12 protein-coding genes are annotated in these 16,329 nt (G+C 65.6%); 5 read left to right on the forward strand and 7 right to left on the reverse strand.

From position 1 onward, the window contains the following. Positions 1–5 precede the first annotated feature (5 nt). The 5 genes from B6V72_RS00910 to B6V72_RS00930 form a co-directional block, all read right to left on the reverse strand. On the reverse strand, positions 6–542 hold the full coding sequence (locus B6V72_RS00910; protein WP_088734225.1) for a chemotaxis protein CheW: 537 nt from the start codon (positions 540–542) through the stop codon (positions 6–8). After that, positions 539–2,473 (reverse strand): chemotaxis protein CheA, encoded by a 1,935-nt coding sequence (locus B6V72_RS00915; RefSeq protein WP_088734227.1) that lies wholly within the window; start codon positions 2,471–2,473, stop codon positions 539–541. The genes B6V72_RS00910 and B6V72_RS00915 overlap by 4 nt, the downstream gene beginning before the upstream one ends. Beyond that, a complete protein-coding gene (locus B6V72_RS00920) occupies positions 2,470–2,838 on the reverse strand; it encodes a response regulator (RefSeq protein ID WP_088718483.1) in 369 nt (122 codons plus the stop codon). Before B6V72_RS00920 ends, B6V72_RS00915 begins: the two co-directional genes overlap by 4 nt. A 645-nt stretch (positions 2,839–3,483) precedes the next feature. Beyond that, complete coding sequence (locus tag B6V72_RS00925) at positions 3,484–4,377, reverse strand: fructose bisphosphate aldolase (RefSeq protein WP_075775003.1); 894 nt, start codon at positions 4,375–4,377, stop codon at positions 3,484–3,486. Between the two features lie 235 nt (positions 4,378–4,612). Further along, a complete protein-coding gene (locus B6V72_RS00930) occupies positions 4,613–5,809 on the reverse strand; it encodes a phosphoglycerate kinase (RefSeq protein ID WP_075775002.1) in 1,197 nt (398 codons plus the stop codon). A gap of 180 nt (positions 5,810–5,989) precedes the next feature. On the opposite strand from B6V72_RS00930, the gene B6V72_RS00935 reads away from it, so the two are divergent. Both B6V72_RS00935 and B6V72_RS00940 read left to right on the forward strand, forming a co-directional pair. Beyond that, the gene (locus tag B6V72_RS00935) at positions 5,990–6,496 is read left to right on the forward strand and encodes a peptidylprolyl isomerase (protein ID WP_075775001.1); all 507 of its coding nucleotides are present in this window, start codon (positions 5,990–5,992) and stop codon (positions 6,494–6,496) included. Beyond that, a complete protein-coding gene (locus tag B6V72_RS00940; protein WP_075775000.1) occupies positions 6,489–7,094 on the forward strand; it encodes a peptidylprolyl isomerase in 606 nt (201 codons plus the stop codon). The genes B6V72_RS00935 and B6V72_RS00940 overlap by 8 nt, the downstream gene beginning before the upstream one ends. Positions 7,095–7,270: 176 nt before the next feature. Here the strand turns inward: B6V72_RS00940 and B6V72_RS00945 are convergent, their stop codons facing one another. Further along, a complete protein-coding gene (locus B6V72_RS00945) occupies positions 7,271–8,206 on the reverse strand; it encodes a nucleoside hydrolase (RefSeq protein ID WP_088734229.1) in 936 nt (311 codons plus the stop codon). Positions 8,207–8,458: 252 nt separating this feature from the next. Here B6V72_RS00945 and B6V72_RS00950 point away from each other — a divergent pair, with 252 nt between their 5' ends. Beyond that, on the forward strand, positions 8,459–9,175 hold the full coding sequence (locus B6V72_RS00950; RefSeq protein ID WP_088723360.1) for a hypothetical protein: 717 nt from the start codon (positions 8,459–8,461) through the stop codon (positions 9,173–9,175). An 83-nt stretch (positions 9,176–9,258) separates the two neighbouring features. On the opposite strand, the gene B6V72_RS00955 is transcribed toward B6V72_RS00950, so the two are convergent. Beyond that, positions 9,259–10,260, reverse strand: a complete 1,002-nt coding sequence (locus B6V72_RS00955; protein ID WP_240497665.1) for a Fe(3+) ABC transporter substrate-binding protein — start codon at positions 10,258–10,260, stop codon at positions 9,259–9,261. Positions 10,261–10,494: 234 nt separating this feature from the next. Here B6V72_RS00955 and B6V72_RS00960 point away from each other — a divergent pair, with 234 nt between their 5' ends. Both B6V72_RS00960 and B6V72_RS00965 read left to right on the forward strand, forming a co-directional pair. Then, on the forward strand, positions 10,495–13,869 hold the full coding sequence (locus B6V72_RS00960; protein WP_088734233.1) for a transglutaminase family protein: 3,375 nt from the start codon (positions 10,495–10,497) through the stop codon (positions 13,867–13,869). A gap of 21 nt (positions 13,870–13,890) precedes the next feature. After that, a complete protein-coding gene (locus B6V72_RS00965; RefSeq protein ID WP_088718490.1) occupies positions 13,891–16,326 on the forward strand; it encodes a circularly permuted type 2 ATP-grasp protein in 2,436 nt (811 codons plus the stop codon). Positions 16,327–16,329: the final 3 nt, after the last annotated feature.

Consider the following 16,329-nt stretch of genomic DNA (forward strand, 5'->3'; position numbering starts at 1 on the left):
TCGCATCAGGCATGCTCCGGTTGCGGTGTGGACCCCGCGGACGTTGCGCCGGGCCTTTCTGGTTGGGCGGTTCGCCCGATGAGAAAATCGCCGAAGATCGTCGAGAGGTCGGGTATCGTGACGAAGCGGCCGGACCAGCGTCCGACGGCGGCGACGTAGCGGGGCGGCCAGCGGCTGCCGACCGGAGGTATGCGTTCGATGGATTCGGGCGGGATGCGCGTGACCTCATGCACGCTGTCGGCGAGGATGCCGACAATGCTGCGCTGGTCTTCGAGATCGAGATCGAGGACCAGAACACGGGCCGCGATCCCCCCGGTGGCGCGCGGCATTCTCAGCGGAACCCGCAGGTCGGCGAGCGGCACCACGGCGCCGCGAACGTTGATCAACCCGGCGACGAAATTGGGCGCACCGGGCACGCGGGTCATGGCGCCCGGTTCGAGTACCTCGCGCAGCTGCGCTGTCGGGACCGCCAGTGTTTCACCGGCGAGGTGAAAGGTGACGAGATCACCGTCAAGCGCGCGGGGGTCGCTGTTCAGGGTCATGCCGCCTCCTGACCGGTTTCGGCCTCGCTATGGCCGCGCGCGACCAGTTGCGGGACGTCGAGGATCAGCGCCACCGCGCCGTCGCCCAGGATCGTCGCGCCGGAGAATGCCTTGAGCCCGGCATGCAGCGGCGAGAGCTGCTTGATGACGGTCTGATTGGTGCCGATGATGCGGTCCACCACCAGTCCGACGCGGCCATCGCTGCTGGTCACGACGATCACCTTCTGATGCGGGCCGGGGGCGCCCGGACTGTCCAGCAGATGGCGCAGGCGCAGGAAGGGCACCAGGCTGTCGCGAATGTCGAGAAATGCGTTGCCGCTGTCGGGCATGGCCATCTCGGCGGGAAGCTCGACGATCTCATCGACTGCGGCCAGCGGGATCACGAAACGTTCGTTCGCCACCTCGATCAGCAGACCGTCGACGATGGCGAGGGTCAGCGGCAGGCGCAGGGTAACCGTCGTGCCGTGGCCGGGTTCGCTCGTGACCTCGAGCGTCCCGCGCAGCGCCTCGATCGTGCGCCGCACCACGTCCATGCCGACTCCGCGCCCCGACAGCTCAGTCACCGTGGCCGCTGTCGAGAAGCCCGGAACGAAGATGAGTTGGAAGAGCGCCTCGTCGCTCAGCTCGGCGGTTTCGGCGATCAGCCCGCGCTCCACGGCCCGGTCGCGGATCGCGGCACGGTCGAGACCGCGTCCGTCGTCGCCAAGCGAGATCAGCACCTCGGCCCCGGAGTAGCGGGCCTTCAACCGGATTTCTCCGGTCTCGGGCTTACCCATCGCGCGCCGGGTCGCCGCATCCTCCAGGCCGTGGTCGGCGGCGTTGCGGATGATATGCATGAGCGGGTCCGTCAACCGCTCGACAACTGTCTTGTCCAGCTCGGTCTCCTCGCCCTCGACCGTGAAAGTGAGCGACTTTCCCAGACTGCCGGTCAGATCATGGACCAGCCGGCGGAAGCGTCCCGTGATCGCGCCGATCGGGGTCATGCGGATCGACATCGTCGTGTCGCGCATCGCCGTGGTCAGGCGCTGAATGTCTTCGGCCACCGCGATCAGCCCGGGGTCGCCGGACTGTGAGGCCAGTTCGATCAGCCGGGCCTCTGCGATCACCAGTTCCCCGACACGGTCCATCATGTCGTTGAGGCGCTCGGCCGGCACCCGCATGAGCGCACCGGAGCCGCGGCTTGCCCCCTCCGCGGGCCGGGCCGGCGCAGGATCGGTTGCGGGTTCCTGTTCCGGAGCCGCAGATTCCTGGCTCGCGCGTTGCGGGGGCAGGGGGTCCGCCGGTTCCGACGACTCGAGTTCGAGGCGGAGGCCGTTCTCGTGGAACAGGAAGACGCCGCGGATATCGTCCTCGGTCGCGGTTGAGTCGATCCACGCCTCCCATCCGAGGTAGAGCTGCAGCGGGTCCAGCGCATCGAGGGGCGGAATCTCGTCGGTCAAGGCAAGGATCTGCGCCGCGCCAAGGTGTTGCAATTCCTCCAGTACCAGTTCTGGTCGGCCGCCCAGCGTTGGCGTGTCCGGTGGCAGGAAAAAACGCAGGTGCCTGCCGGGCGCGGCCGGCGGAGCGTCGGAGGTGAGATGGTCGGCGAGCCGCTTGAGGATGGCGTTGCCGTCATCGCGCGCAGCCCCGGATAGCAGGCCAGCGACGTGATCACGCGCCGCGAGACTGATCGTGATCAGGTCTTCGTCCACCGGCACCGTCCCCTCACGTACGGCAACGAATGCCGTCTCGAAGTCATGCAGGAAACCGGCGATGTCGGTGCGCCCGAACATCGCGCCGGATCCCTTGAGAGTATGCAGGTCGCGGAAAACCCCGTCGATCAGCCCACGGTCCCCCGGGGCGTCCTGCAAGGCCAGCAACTGCTGCTCCAGGCTTTCCACGAGGCTCTCGGCCTCCGCGCGGAAGGTGTCGAGAGAGTCTTCGTCCATCATGTCCCCACCACCTTGCCGATTACCGAAAGGAGTTTCTGCTGGTCGAACGGTTTCACCATCCAGCCGATGGCTCCCGCCGCGCGGGCCTTGTCCTTGATCGCGGCTGCGGTTTCGGTCGACAGGAAGACGATTGGCACGCCGAGGTTGGCGGGGCGTGCCCGGAATGCCTGGCAGAACCCCAGCCCGTCGAGCCGGGGCATGTTCTGGTCCGTGATGACCGCATCGAAGCTACGGGTCCGGCTGATGTCCAGCGCGTCCTGCCCGTCCACCGCAGTGGCCACGTCGTAGCCAGCGCTCTTCAAGGTCGTGGCGATCATTTGTCGGACCGACAGGGAGTCGTCGACCACCAGAATACTGCGTGTCATCTATTGAAACCTCAGTCGGAATTCGAAGGCGTCTCGGAAAGCGCGCGCGGAAAGAGATGACCGGAGCCTCGCGACCGAGATCGCGGCGCAATCGGGGAAGTTGCGGGGGCGCCAGCCCCGTAACGTCGAGCCGGAGGCATCGGGAGTCGGTTGCATGAACGAGACCTCGTGTTTCTTGGGCCGGGAACAAAGCGGTCACACGAGGCATAGCAACGCCGCCTTAAGGCTTCCCTAAAAACGCCGCTGAATTTGCCGCCGTCTCGATCGGAGAAACGAAACCGCGCGGAATCGCGGTGCAAGGGGAGTGGATATGCGTGGCGGCGGCGACCACGCCAGCGCCCTGCGCTGTTTCACCGGTGCGAACCCCAAGGCGAACGCGCCGCAAGAGACCCGACAGACCCGCTTTGCGCGGGCTCCGCGTGGAGGCTCGCCGAGCATGAAAAGGGGCTGCCGCGCCTTAGGTCTGGCAACAAGAAAAAGAGGGCGCGGTAGGTTCCGCGCCCTCTCAGCGTTCATCGTCTGCCCACCGATCCCATCGGCGCGGCAGCGGGTATGCGCATGCCGTTGCCTCCATTCCGACACGGCGTCGGAGGTGTCCAACCGGCAGCTATGAATCGGGCAGCGCCCCCTGATCGGTAACCGATCTTACCCGGCCACAGACGCCGCATGGATCGAGGTGATCGCATCTTCCAGCATCGCGTTGAATTCCTCGTCCGACTGCTGGGCCGAGAGGCCCTCGGTCAGCGCGCGCGAGAAGGACGCGATCATGCCGGTGTTCTTGGCCAGCTTCTCGTTCGCCTCGTCGCGCGAATAGCCGCCCGAGAGCGCCACGACCTTCAGCACCTTCGGGTGGTCTACCAGCGGCTTGTAGCGGTTCGGCTCGGTCGGCAGCGAGAGCTTCAGCATCACCTGCTTGCCCTCGGGCACTGCGTCGAGATGGCTCAGGATCTCGGCCAGCAGCATCTGCTCGGCCTCGTCCTTGTCGGAGATCGAGATCGTCACTTCCGGCTCGAGGATCGGCACGAGGTCGTGGCTGAGAACCTGCATGCCCAGCTCGAACTGCTGATCGACGATCGCCTTGATGCCACCGACATTGGCCGCGGAGATCACCGAGCGCTCCTTGGTGCCGAAGATGCCCGCCTTCACGGCACGCTCCAGCAGAGCGTCGAGGTTCGGGATCGGCTTCATCAGCTGCACGCCGTGCTCCTCGGCCTCGAGGCCCTTGTCGATCTTCAGGAAGGGCACCACGCCGCGCTTTTCCCAAAGATAGGTGGCGGTGGGGGTGCCGTCGATGTCACGATCCATCGTCTGCTCGAACAGGATCGCGCCCACCACTTTCTCGCCGGTGAAGGCGGGGGATTTGATGATCCGCGAGCGCATCTGGTGGATCAGGTCGAACATCTCGTCTTCGCTGTTATAGGCATCTTCCTCGATGCCGTAGAGCCGCAGCGCCTTGGGGGTGGAGCCGCCCGACTGGTCGAGGGCCGCGATGAAGCCGTTGCCCTCGCGCATCTGCTCGGTCTGCTTGGCGTTGGACATGGGAATTCCTCCTGCGGGATATAGGGTCGTCTGAAGGGATAGTTTCCGCGCCGGGGCGATGCAACGCTGGTGACGCTAACATATCGAAACGGCGCGCATTTTGGCGTGTCCTCGCCGGCCCCGCCCTCGCGCGCCTTGAAACGCTGCGCGAAAAGACAAGGCCGGGGTGCTTTCGCAGCCCCGGCCCGATCCGTTTGCTCTTTCCTGTCTCCCGCCCGTTTTCAGGGCGCGCGGCTCAGCTTTGCTGGTCGAGCGCCGCCACTCCGGGCAGGACCTTGCCTTCCATCCATTCGAGGAAGGCACCGCCAGCGGTAGAGATATAGGAGAAATCCTTCGCCGCACCGGCCTTGTTGAGCGCGGCCACCGTGTCGCCGCCGCCCGCGACCGAGATCAGCTTCTCCTCGCGCGTCAGTTCGGCCGCTTTCGCCGCCGCCGCATTGGTCGCCGCATCGAAGGGTGCGATCTCGAAGGCGCCAAGCGGGCCGTTCCAGATCAGCGTGCGCGAGTTCTCGAAGACCTTACTGATTTCCTCGACCGATTTCGGTCCGGCATCGAGGATCATCGCATCCGCGGGGCAGGCGTCGTTGGCCACGGTCTCGTTCTCGGCCCCCGCCTTGAACTCGCGCGCCACGACCACGTCGACGGGCAGGTGGATCTTGCAGCCCGCAGCCTTGGCCTTCTCCATGATCTCCTTCGCCGTGTCGGCCATGTCGCGCTCGGCCAGCGATTTGCCGACGTCGATGCCTTGCGCCACGAGGAAGGTGTTCGCCATGCCGCCGCCGATGATCAGGTGATCGACCTTCGCCACCAGATTTCCGAGCAGGTCGAGCTTGGTCGAGACCTTCGCCCCGCCCACGACTGCCGTCACCGGACGCTCGGGATCGCCAAGCGCCGCCTCGAGGGCTTTCAGCTCGGCCTCCATCAGGCGACCGGCCGCGGCAGGCAGGATCTTCGCGATGCCTTCGGTCGATGCGTGCGCCCGGTGCGCGGCCGAGAAGGCGTCGTTGACATAGACCTCGCCAAGCGCGCCCATCTCGGCGGCCAGCATGGGGTCGTTCTTCTCTTCGCCGGCGTGGAAACGGGTGTTCTCCAGCAGCAGAACCTCGCCCTTCTGCAGCGCGCCCACGGCTTCCTTCGCAGGGCCGCCGATGCAGTCCTTTGCGAATTTCACCGGAAAGCCGAACGCCTTCTCCAGCGCGGGCACCAGCGGCTCGAGGCTCATCTCCGGCACGACCTGCCCCTTGGGGCGCCCGAAATGCGCCAGCAGCACCGGCTTGCCGCCCTTCGACATGATGTCCTGCACGGTCGGCACGATCTTCTCGATCCGCGTCGCGTCGGTCACTTTTCCGTTCTCCACGGGCACGTTGATATCCACGCGCACCAGCACGACCTTGCCGTCCAGATCGACCTCGTCGAGGGTTTTCCAAGCCATGATATCACTCTCCCAATCTGCGCAGGGGGCCATCGCGAATGTGGCCCGCTCCCGCGGCTTGCGTTCTTCTTGCCTGCGGCGATGGGTCGCGTCAACACGGCGGACCGAACTGCGGCGCTTTGTCCTTGCCGCGCAAGGGCCTCGCTCCTATGGTCGGCCCAAATTTCAACGGAGGACCCAATGGCCGATATCAAGGATCCCGAGAACACGATCATCATCGAGCTCAAGGACGGGCCGGTCGTGATCGAGCTGCTCAGCGACGTCGCCCCGAAACATGCCGAGCGCATGAAGCAGCTCGCCCGCGACGGCGCCTATGACAACGTGGCCTTCCACCGCGTGATCGAGGGCTTCATGGCCCAGACCGGCGATGTCGCGAACGCCAATATGGAAAAGGACTACAATCCGGGCCGTGCGGGCACGGGCGGGTCGCAATATCCCGACCTTCCGGCGGAATTCTCGAAGCTGCCGCATGATCGCGGGACGCTGGGCGCTGCGCGCTCGCAGAACCCGAACTCGGCCAATTCGCAGTTCTTCATCAACTTCAAGGACAACCACTTCCTGAACGGTCAATACACGGTCTATGGCCGCGTGATTTCGGGGATGGAGCATGTCGACAAGATCGCGCGCGGCGAGCCGCCGGCGAACCCCGACCGGATGATCTCGGTGAAGGTGGCCGCCGATGCGTAATATCCTGCGCCGCACCGTCCTCGCCGCCGCCGCGAGTCTCGTCGTCTCGGCGCCCGCCGCCTTCGCGCAAGACAGCTCTGGCGTGCCGGATACCGGCGGGCCGAAGCTCGTGCTGCAGATCGGCGGTCAGACCGAGGGCAAGGTCGTGATCGACCTGCTCACCGACAAGGCCCCGAAAGCCGCCGAACGCCTGATGAAGCTCGCCAAGGAAGGCAAATACGACGATGTCGTCTTCCACCGCGTGATCGACGGCTTCATGGCCCAGACGGGCGATGTGCAATTCGGCAAGAAGGGCGGAGATACCTCGATGGCCGGGATGGGCGGCTCCGATCTGCCCGACCTTCCGGCAGAATTCTCGAACATCTCCTTCCAGCGGGGCATCGTGGGCATGGCCCGCTCCGCCGATCCGAACTCGGCGAATTCGCAGTTCTTCATCATGTTCGCCCCCGCGCCCCATCTCGACGGTCAATATACCGTCGTGGGTCATGTCGTGAGCGGCATGGATGTGGTCGACAAGATCAAGAAGGGCGACGCGGCGCGCAACGGCGTGGTCGAGGATCCCGATTACATCGTCAAGGCGACGGTGGAAGACAAGTAAGACGGGCAAGGGGGCTTCGGCCCCCTTTCTCATGCGCAGGCAGTCGCTTTCGGCTTGGCCCAAATATCCCGGGGGGTGAGGCGGGATCAGCGGCCTTCCAGTGGAAGGACGCCCCGGCGAACGCCCGAAGCGCAAGCGAAGGGCCGTCAGCGCGGGGGCAACGCCCCTCCCAGCTGTCACAGCCGCGCGATGCGCTCGGTCAGGAGCGTGTAGAACCCTTCCGCATCCAGATCGCCCATGAACATCGCATTCGGCGCCCGGTCGGTCACGCGCCACCAGTCGGCGACCGTCATGCCCATGGTCAGCTCCGACGTGGTTTCGATCTCGACATTGATATGCCGCCCTGTGAACAGGTCGGGCTTGAGCAGATAGGCGATCACGCATGGGTCGTGCAGCGGCGCGCCCTCGGAGCCGTATTTCGCCATGTCGAAGCGCTCGAAGAAATCGGTCCAGCTGGCGACCGCATGGCCGACGCGGGTGCCGAGATTGCGGAACGCCTCGACGCGGGCGCGGGTGGTGAGCGCCTTATGCGTCACGTCGAGCGGCATCACCACCAGAGGCACGCCGGATTTGAAAACGATCTCGGCCGCCTGCGGGTCGACATGAATGTTGAATTCGGCGGCGGGCGTCGTGTTGCCCACCTCGAAATAGGCGCCGCCCATCAGCACGATCTCGGCGATCTTCTCGGCGATATCGGGGGCGCGGCGCAAGGCGGTCGCGATATTGGTGAGTGGGCCCAGCGGGCAGAGCGTCACGCTGCCGGCGGGATGGTCGCGCAGGGTCTCGATCAGGAAGTCGACCGCGTGCTGGTCCTGCAGCGGCATCTGCGGTTCGGGCAGTTCGATCCCGTCGAGCCCGGTCTTGCCGTGGACGTATTCCGCGGTCACCAGTTCGCGCGCGAGCGGCCGGTCGCAGCCCGCATAGACCGGCACATCCGTGCGTCCGGCAAGTTCGCACACCACGCGCGCGTTCTTGGATGTCAGCGGCAGCGGCACGTTTCCGGCGACGCAGGTGATGCCCAGGACTTCCAGCTCGGGGCTGGCCAGAGCCAGCAGGATCGCCACCGCGTCATCCTGTCCGGGATCGGTGTCGATGATGATCTTGCGCGCCATGTTCGCCTCCTTCGTGGGTTCCGCGCGACCTTGGCGCGGCGGCGCGGCGATGTCCAGATATGGGGGCGGATGACGGTGAGGCGCACCAAATCAACAATACCTATGCGTGTGTTCGCCCCGAAGCTTTCCAGCCACCGGCCACATTTGGCCACATTCGGTCTTTAGACAAATTGCTGCAGGGAAGGACACCCAGACATGAACCAGCATCACGTTTTCATTGCAGCGCCCGCTTCGGGGGGGATGAGTGGCCGGATGGCCCGCACGCTTGGCTGCGGACAGGACGCTCTGGCCCGCGCAGGCTATGGGCAGGCCGTGATCGGTGCAGCAGCCAGTGGCCGTGTCCATCTTGATTCGCAATTGATCGGCGATGCGGCGGCGGGGCTCTATCACCTCTTCGCCCGAGCCCAGGAACGGGCCGAGCGGTTTCGCGCAGCGCTGGCCGGGACGGTCGGTCGCGTGGTGCTCTACGCGCCGAGCTACGAAGACTATTACCCGGCGCTCTGGCGTGACCTCGCCGCCCGCCGCCCGCTCAAGCCTTTCGCCGAGCTGACGCCGCGCCTGATGGCGCGCCCGCGTCGCTGGGTCGACGTGGTGCGTGATCTGAAGGCGGGGCTCGATCCCCGCGAGATCATCGTCTTGCCGCATGGCTCGCAGATCGGCGAGGCGCTGGCGGCGCTGGTGCCGGGCGCGTCGCTCGAGCCCGCGCCCGATGCCGAACCCAACCATTCCGATACGGTGATTGCGATGATGCAGCGTCTGCATCATTCGGGCGTCGTGATCGGGCCGAAGCAGAAACGCCGTCTGGCGCGGTTCCACGAGCATCAGCCGCAGGGCACGCCGATTGCGGAGTTCGACGCGCTCGACCGGGTCTCGCTGCAGCGCCGCTACGAGCAGGATCTGGAGCAGATGGCTGCCATCGACGGCGTGCGCATCGGCCCCGACGAAGCGTTGCAGATCGCCGCCCAGTAAACGGTTCGGTTCGCTCCTTTGCGAGAATGAAAAAAGCGGCGCCTTCTGGACGCCGCTTTCTCTTTTCGGAGGCACGCCTGCGATCAGCCGTCGAGATCGACCTCGTCGATCAGCTTCAGCGCGGTCGGGCGCAGTTCTGCCAGCTTCGCGAGGTCCAGCGTGTCGGGCGTGAACTCGCCCCAGCTTTGCACCAGCTCGGACCGCGCCACCCCCGGCTTGATCGGGAATTCGTGGTTGGTCTGGGCGTAGATTTCCTGCGCCTCATCCGAGACGAGGAATTCCATCAGCTTGAGCGCGTCCTCGCGGTTCGGCGCGGATTTGGTCATCGCCATGCCCGAGACGTTCATATGGGTACCGCCTTCCTCGAAGACCGGGAAGGTGATGCGCACGGAATTGGCCCATTGCGCCTGCTCGGGATCGGCGAGCATCTGGCCCATGTAATAGGTATTGCCCAGCGAAATGTCGCATTCGCCCGCCCAGATCGATTTCACCTGGCTGCGGTCATTGCCCTCGGGCGTCTTGGCGAGGTTCGCTTTCAGCCCTTCGAGCCATTCCTTGGTCGCCTCTTCGCCGTGATGGGCGAGATAGGCGGAGGTCAGCGCGACGTTGTAATCCGAGGTGAAGGAGCGAGTGCAGATGCGGCCCTTCCATTTCTCGGAGGCGAGGTCTTCATAGGTCGTCACCTCGCCATCGGCCACGCGCTCTTTCGAGGCATAGACGATGCGCGCCCGCGAGGTCAGGCCGAACCAGTGGTTCTCCGGATCGCGGAATTCGGCGGGGATCGCGTCTTGCAGCGCCGGGTCCTCGACCGCCTGCGTCACATCCGCATTCACCACTTCGCTCAGCCGCGCGATATCGACGGTCAGAACCAAATCGGCGGGGGAGCGGTCGCCCTCGGCTTTGAGACGCTCGACCATGCCTTTCTCGACATAGGCGATGTTCACCGCGATCCCGGTCTCTTCGGTGAAGGCGTCGAGCACGGGCTGGATCAATTCAGGCTGGCGGTGGGAGTAGATGTTCACATCCGCAAGCGTCGGCGTGGCGAGGGCCGTGCCCATCAGGGCGAGGGCGAGGGTCCGGGTCATTGAAGTCTCCATTCGCGTTTTCGTGAGCGAAGAGGTAACGGCGGTTCACGAAGGCGTCAATGCCTGAGTGAAATAATCGGAAATAATTTGCCGGCGCGCTTCGTGCCTCATTATTGGGCGTTCGATTTCGCAATAAGCAGGGGCAGGGCGTATTTTTCGAAATTGTTCCTTTCACCGATGGCCTCGCTCCGTCATCGTGAAGAAACGCGACATCCTATTGCGGGAGCGAGACTTATGGCGATCCATGCCAGCATCTATCACTTGACCCATTACCAATATGACCGCCCGGTGACGCTCGGCCCGCAGATCATCCGCCTGCGGCCTGCGCCGCATTCGCGGACCCGGGTGATCTCGCATTCGCTCAAGGTCTCGCCCGGCGGGCATTTCGTGAATCACCAGCAGGACCCCTATGGCAACTGGCTTGCGCGCTTCGTCTTTCCCGAGCCGGTGACCGAGCTGAAGATCGAAGTGGACCTCACGGCGGATATGACCGTCTACAACCCGTTCGACTTCTTCACCGAGGAATATGCCGAGGAATGGCCCTTCGACTATCCCGAGGAGCTGCGCGACGATCTGTCGATCTACCGCACGCCCGAGCCGGAGGGCCCGCGTCTGGCGCAGTTCATCGGCGAGATCGACTACACGATCAAAGGGACGGTCAATTTCCTCGTCGCGCTCAATGCGCATATCTCGAAGGTCGTCGATTACACGATCCGCATGGATCCCGGCGTGCAGACGCCAGAGGAGACCTTGGAGAAATGCTCGGGCTCGTGCCGGGACAGCTCGTGGCTACTGGTTCAGGTGCTGCGGCATCTGGGGTTCGCGGCGCGGTTCGTGTCGGGCTACCTGATCCAGCTGAAGCCCGATCTGGAGGCGCTCGACGGGCCGTCTGGCACCGATCACGACTTCACCGACCTGCACGCGTGGTGCGAAGTGTTCATCCCCGGCGCGGGCTGGATCGGGCTTGACCCGACATCGGGCCTTCTGACCGGGGAGAGCCATATCCCGCTGGCCGCCACTCCGCATTTCCGCAACGCCGCCCCGATCTCGGGGGGCTTTTCCTCGGTCGGCAGCCCGGAGGTGAGTTTCGCCTTCGACATGACGGTGGACCGGGTGGCCGAACATCCTCGCATCACCAAGCCGTTCTCCGACGAGGCATGGAAGCGGCTCAATGCGCTGGGACGCAAGGTGGATGAAAGCCTGAAGGCGGGCGATGTGCGCCTGACGATGGGGGGAGAGCCGACCTTCGTCTCCATCGACGATTTCGAGAGCGACGAGTGGAACACCGCCGCCGTGGGCCCGCAAAAACGCGCGCTGGCCGATGAGCTGATCCGGCGGCTGCGCGACCGCTTCGCGCCGGGGGGCTTTCTGCATTACGGGCAGGGTAAATGGTATCCCGGTGAAAGCCTGCCGCGCTGGACCTTCTCGCTCTACTGGCGGCGCGACGGCAAGCCGATCTGGCGCGACGAAGATCTGATCGCCAAGGAGGGCGACAAGACCGGCGCGGGCCCGGAGGAGGCCGGCACGCTGATGCGCGGCATCGCGGAGCATTTGGGGATCGAGCCCGATCACGCGCAGCCCGCCTATGAAGACCCGGCTGAATGGATGCTCAAGGAAGGCAACCTGCCAGAGAACGTCACGCCCGAAGACAGCAAGCTGAAGAACCCCGAGGATCGCGCCCGTTTCGCCCGGGTCTTCAATCGCGGGCTGGAGACGCCCACGGGCTACATCCTGCCGGTGCAGCGCTGGCAGGCCAAGGCGCAGCCCGGCCATCGCTGGCGCTCGGAGAAGTGGAAGACCCGGCGCGGCAAGCTGTTCCTGATCCCCGGGGACAGCCCTGCCGGGTTCCGTCTGCCGCTGGGCGCGCTGCCCTATGTGCCGCCCGCGCAATATCCCTATCACTACGTCACCGATACCTCGCTGCCCAAAGGCGATTTGCCCGATTTCCATGCCGAGATGGAGAAGGCCGTCGCGAAGGGGTTGGTCGACAAGCCCACCGAGGAACACAGCCAGCCCGTCTCCGAGGCGCAATCGGCCGAGCCGGGCCAGACCATCGTGGAGCAGGATCTGGATACGATCGACGGCGTCGTGCGCACCGCGATCTCGGTCGAGCCGCGCGACGGGCGGCTGTGCGTCTTCATGCCGCCGACCGAGGATCTGGAGGATTATCTCGAACTGATCGCCGCCGCCGAGGAAAGCGCCAAGGCCATGGGGCTGCCGATCCATATCGAAGGCTACGCCCCGCCGCATGACCCGCGCCTCAACGTGATCCGGGTCGCGCCCGATCCCGGGGTGATCGAGGTGAATATCCATCCCGCTCATAGCTGGGAGGACTGCGTCGCCACCACCGAGGCGATCTATGAGGAGGCCCGCCAGTCCCGGCTGGGGGCCGACAAGTTCATGATCGACGGGCGCCATACCGGCACGGGGGGCGGCAACCATGTGGTTGTCGGCGGGGAGACGCTGCTCGACAGCCCCTTCCTGCGTCGCCCCGATCTGCTGAAGTCGCTGATCCTGATCTGGCAGCGGCACCCGTCGCTGTCCTACCTGTTCTCGGGCCTCTTCATCGGCCCAACCTCGCAGGCGCCCCGGATTGACGAGGCGCGGCACGATACGCTCTACGAGTTGGAAATCGCGCTGAGCCAGATCCATCCGCCCGAGGCAGGCAACGTCCCGCCGCCTTGGCTGGTGGACCGGCTGCTGCGCAACATGCTGACCGACGTCACCGGGAACACGCACCGCGCCGAGATCTGCATCGACAAGATGTTCTCGCCCGACGGGCCCACGGGGCGCCTTGGCCTCGTCGAGTTCCGCGGCTTCGAGATGCCGCCGGACCCGCGCATGTCGCTGGCCCAGCAGCTTCTGTTGCGGGCCATCATCGCGCGGTGCTGGAATGCACCGGTAGAGGGGCGTCCGGTGCGCTGGGGGACGGTGCTGCATGACCGCTTCATGCTGCCGCATTACCTGTGGGAGGATTTCACCGATCTTCTCGCCGATCTGCGCCGCCACGGTTTCGATCTCGATCCGCAATGGTTCGAAGCGCAATCGGAGTTCCGTTTCCCCTTCTGCGGTCAGATCGAGGCGGAAGGCGTGCATCTCGAGATCCGTCAGGCGCTGGAGCCGTGGCATGTGTTGGGGGAGACCGGCGCCATTGGCGGTACGGTTCGCTATACCGACAGCTCGGTGGAGCGTCTGCAGGTGAAAATGACTTCGCTCCATCAGGACCGCTACAGGGTGATGTGCAACCGTCGCCCCGTGCCGCTGGCGCGGACGCAGGAGAGCGGGGTCTCGGTCGCCGGGGTACGGTTCAAGGCATGGCAACCTGCAGAGGCGCTGCATCCGATGCTGCCGGTCAATGCGCCGCTGACCTTCGACATCTATGACGACTGGACGGGCAGGGCGATCGGGGGCTGCGTCTACCACGTGGCCCATCCGGGGGGGCGCAACTACGATACCTTCCCGGTGAACGGCAACGAGGCGGAAGCCCGCCGATTGGCGCGCTTCGAGGGGCACGGTCACACGCCGGGCGCATATCGTCCGGAACCGGAGACCCCGCATCCGGAGTTTCCCCTGACGCTTGACCTGCGACGTCCTGTCGGGCTGAGTTGATCCGAGCCTAACGGAGACCCTATGCAAAGCCCCGATACGCCCGACGCTGCGAGCCCGCTCGAACAGCACCCACTTCTGGCGGGCTATGCGCCTGTGCCCGGCGTGGCCGACGAGCTGTTCGAACGCTCCGGTGCGATGCGGCGGGTCTGGCGGCCCTTCGTGGAGAAGTTCCTGCAGCTCGAACCGGGGGAAATCCCCCAGCGGTTCGAGCGCGGCAATCAATATCTGCGCGACGCGGGCGTCTATTACCGGCAATATTCCAACGACGTTCTGGCCGAACGCGAATGGCCGCTTAGCCATATTCCCGTCGTGCTGCATGAAAGCGAATGGTCGAGTATCTGCGAGGGGCTGGCACAGCGCGCCGATCTGCTCGAGGCGGTGATGGCCGATCTCTACGGGCCTGGCACGCTGGTCTCCAACGGACACCTGCCGCCGGAACTCATCGCGGGCAATAAGCACTGGATGCGCCCGATGGTGGGGGTGCAGCCCAAGGGGGGGAACTACCTGCATTTCCTCGCCTTCGAGATCGGGCGCTCGCCGGACGGGTCGTGGTTCGTGCTGGGGGATCGGACGCAGGCGCCCTCGGGGGCAGGTTTCGCGCTGGAGAACCGGATGGCCACGGGGCGCATCTTCCCCGAGAGCTTCCCGCGCGATCATATCCACAAGCTCGCCACCTTCTTCGGCGATTTCCGCGCCGCGCTGGAGACGCTGGCGGGGCGGGGCGAGGGAGATATGCGCCGCGCCGCGATCCTGACGCCGGGCCCGGCCAATGACAGCTACTATGAGCACACCTATATCGCGCGCTACCTCGGTCTTTCGCTTCTCGAAGGCGAGGATCTCTTGGTCCAGAACGGCGAGGCGATGGTCCGCACGATCGAGGGGCCACAGCCGCTGGGTGCCCTCTGGCGGCGGATGGATGCGAGCTTCGTCGATCCGCTGGAGTTCGATCCCGCCACGCAGATCGGCACGCCCGGCCTGATGGAGGCGGTGCGCGAAGGCAATCTGGCGATGGTCAATGCGCTGGGCGCAGGGGTGCTGGAAACCCGCGCGCTGATGGCTTTCCTGCCGAAGATCTCGCGGGTGCTGACCGGTCAGCCGCTCGCCATGCCCAATATCGCGACATGGTGGTGCGGCGGCGCGTCAGAGCGCGCCCATGTCCGCGCCAATGCGGCCAACATGATGATCGGCCCCGCGATGGCGGTGGATCTCCCGTTCGATCTGGATGCCGCGACCGCGCTGGGCGGGCAGTTCCGTTCGGGGGCGGAGGCGCCGATCGCGGACTGGCTGGAGGCCGAGGGCGGCCAGCTCGTGGGGCAGGAGGCGGTGACGCTGTCGACGACGCCCGCATGGCATGACGACGGGCAGGGCGGCGGCGCGATCCGGCCCTGTCCGATGACGGTCCGCGTATTTGCGGCGCGCACGCCGCAGGGCTGGCAGTTCATGAAGGGCGGCTATGCCCGGATCGGGCCAGAAGGCGATGCGACCGCACTCTCGATGCAGCAAGGCGGCGCGGTGGCCGATGTCTGGATCGTCTCGGACAAGCCGGTGCCCTCGGCGAGCATCGCGCCGCGCCAGACTGGCACCTTCCGGCGCAAGATCCCCGGCACGCTGCCTGCGCGCGCCGCCGACAACCTGTACTGGCTCGGCCGCTATATCGAGCGCTGCGAAGACTCGATCCGGGTGATCCGCGCCTATCACCTGCGCCTCGCCGCGACAGGCAGCCCGGAAGACCCGCGGCTGGCACGGCTTGCGCAATTTCTCGGAGCGCATGGCTTCGACATTTCCCAGCCCGTGCCTGACGCACTGTTGCAGCGACTCGATGCGGCGCAGGCCTGCGCGTCGAAAGTACGCGACCGGTTCTCGACCGATGGCTGGCTCGCGCTGAAGGATCTGTCGAAGACCGCCCGGGAGATGGTGAATACCGCGCGCCCCGGCGACGATGCGGCCCGCGCGATGGGGGTGCTTTTGCGCAAGATCACGGGGTTCTCCGGGCTCGTGCACGAGAACATGTATCGTTTCGAGGGCTGGCGCTTCCTGTCGATCGGGCGGGCGCTGGAGCGCGCCGACGGGCTGGCCGCGCTGCTGATCCGTTTCACCGCCGAGGACGCACCGGAAGGAGCGCTCGATCTGGCGGTGGAGGTCGCCGACAGCGTCATCACCCACCAGCGCCGCTACCGGGTGCGCACCAACTTGGAGACGGTGCTGGACCTGCTGGTGCTCGACGCCGCCAATCCGCGCGCAATTCTTTTCCATATCAACGGTTTGAAAGCGCTTCTTGATGAACTCCCCGGTGCGGAGGTCGCCGGGCGTCCGGGCGATCTGCTGCGCGCGCTCATGCCGCTGCGCACCCAGCTCTCGGTGATCGAGCCCGAGGAGGTCACGCTGCAGATGTTACAGCAGATCCGGTCGGACCTGTTCCGGCTCTCCGATCTCGTGTCGCAGAAATATCTGAGGTAATCC

The organism is Thioclava sp. F34-6 (genome assembly GCF_002213235.1).
GTDB lineage: Bacteria > Pseudomonadota > Alphaproteobacteria > Rhodobacterales > Rhodobacteraceae > Thioclava > Thioclava nitratireducens.

What these genes read in the sequence shown, in the direction of transcription:
- B6V72_RS00915 (WP_088734227.1), bottom strand. Translation starts at nt 2,473, where the DNA reads ATGATGGACGAAGACTCTCTCGACACCTTCCGCGCGGAGGCCGAGAGC.
- B6V72_RS00965 (WP_088718490.1), top strand. Translation starts at nt 13,891, where the DNA reads ATGCAAAGCCCCGATACGCCCGACGCTGCGAGCCCGCTCGAACAGCAC.
- B6V72_RS00925 (WP_075775003.1), bottom strand. Translation starts at nt 4,377, where the DNA reads ATGTCCAACGCCAAGCAGACCGAGCAGATGCGCGAGGGCAACGGCTTC.
- B6V72_RS00940 (WP_075775000.1), top strand. Translation starts at nt 6,489, where the DNA reads ATGCGTAATATCCTGCGCCGCACCGTCCTCGCCGCCGCCGCGAGTCTC.
- B6V72_RS00910 (WP_088734225.1), bottom strand. Translation starts at nt 542, where the DNA reads ATGACCCTGAACAGCGACCCCCGCGCGCTTGACGGTGATCTCGTCACC.
- B6V72_RS00935 (WP_075775001.1), top strand. Translation starts at nt 5,990, where the DNA reads ATGGCCGATATCAAGGATCCCGAGAACACGATCATCATCGAGCTCAAG.
- B6V72_RS00960 (WP_088734233.1), top strand. Translation starts at nt 10,495, where the DNA reads ATGGCGATCCATGCCAGCATCTATCACTTGACCCATTACCAATATGAC.
- B6V72_RS00920 (WP_088718483.1), bottom strand. Translation starts at nt 2,838, where the DNA reads ATGACACGCAGTATTCTGGTGGTCGACGACTCCCTGTCGGTCCGACAA.
- B6V72_RS00945 (WP_088734229.1), bottom strand. Translation starts at nt 8,206, where the DNA reads ATGGCGCGCAAGATCATCATCGACACCGATCCCGGACAGGATGACGCG.
- B6V72_RS00930 (WP_075775002.1), bottom strand. Translation starts at nt 5,809, where the DNA reads ATGGCTTGGAAAACCCTCGACGAGGTCGATCTGGACGGCAAGGTCGTG.
- B6V72_RS00950 (WP_088723360.1), top strand. Translation starts at nt 8,459, where the DNA reads ATGGCCCGCACGCTTGGCTGCGGACAGGACGCTCTGGCCCGCGCAGGC.
- B6V72_RS00955 (WP_240497665.1), bottom strand. Translation starts at nt 10,260, where the DNA reads ATGACCCGGACCCTCGCCCTCGCCCTGATGGGCACGGCCCTCGCCACG.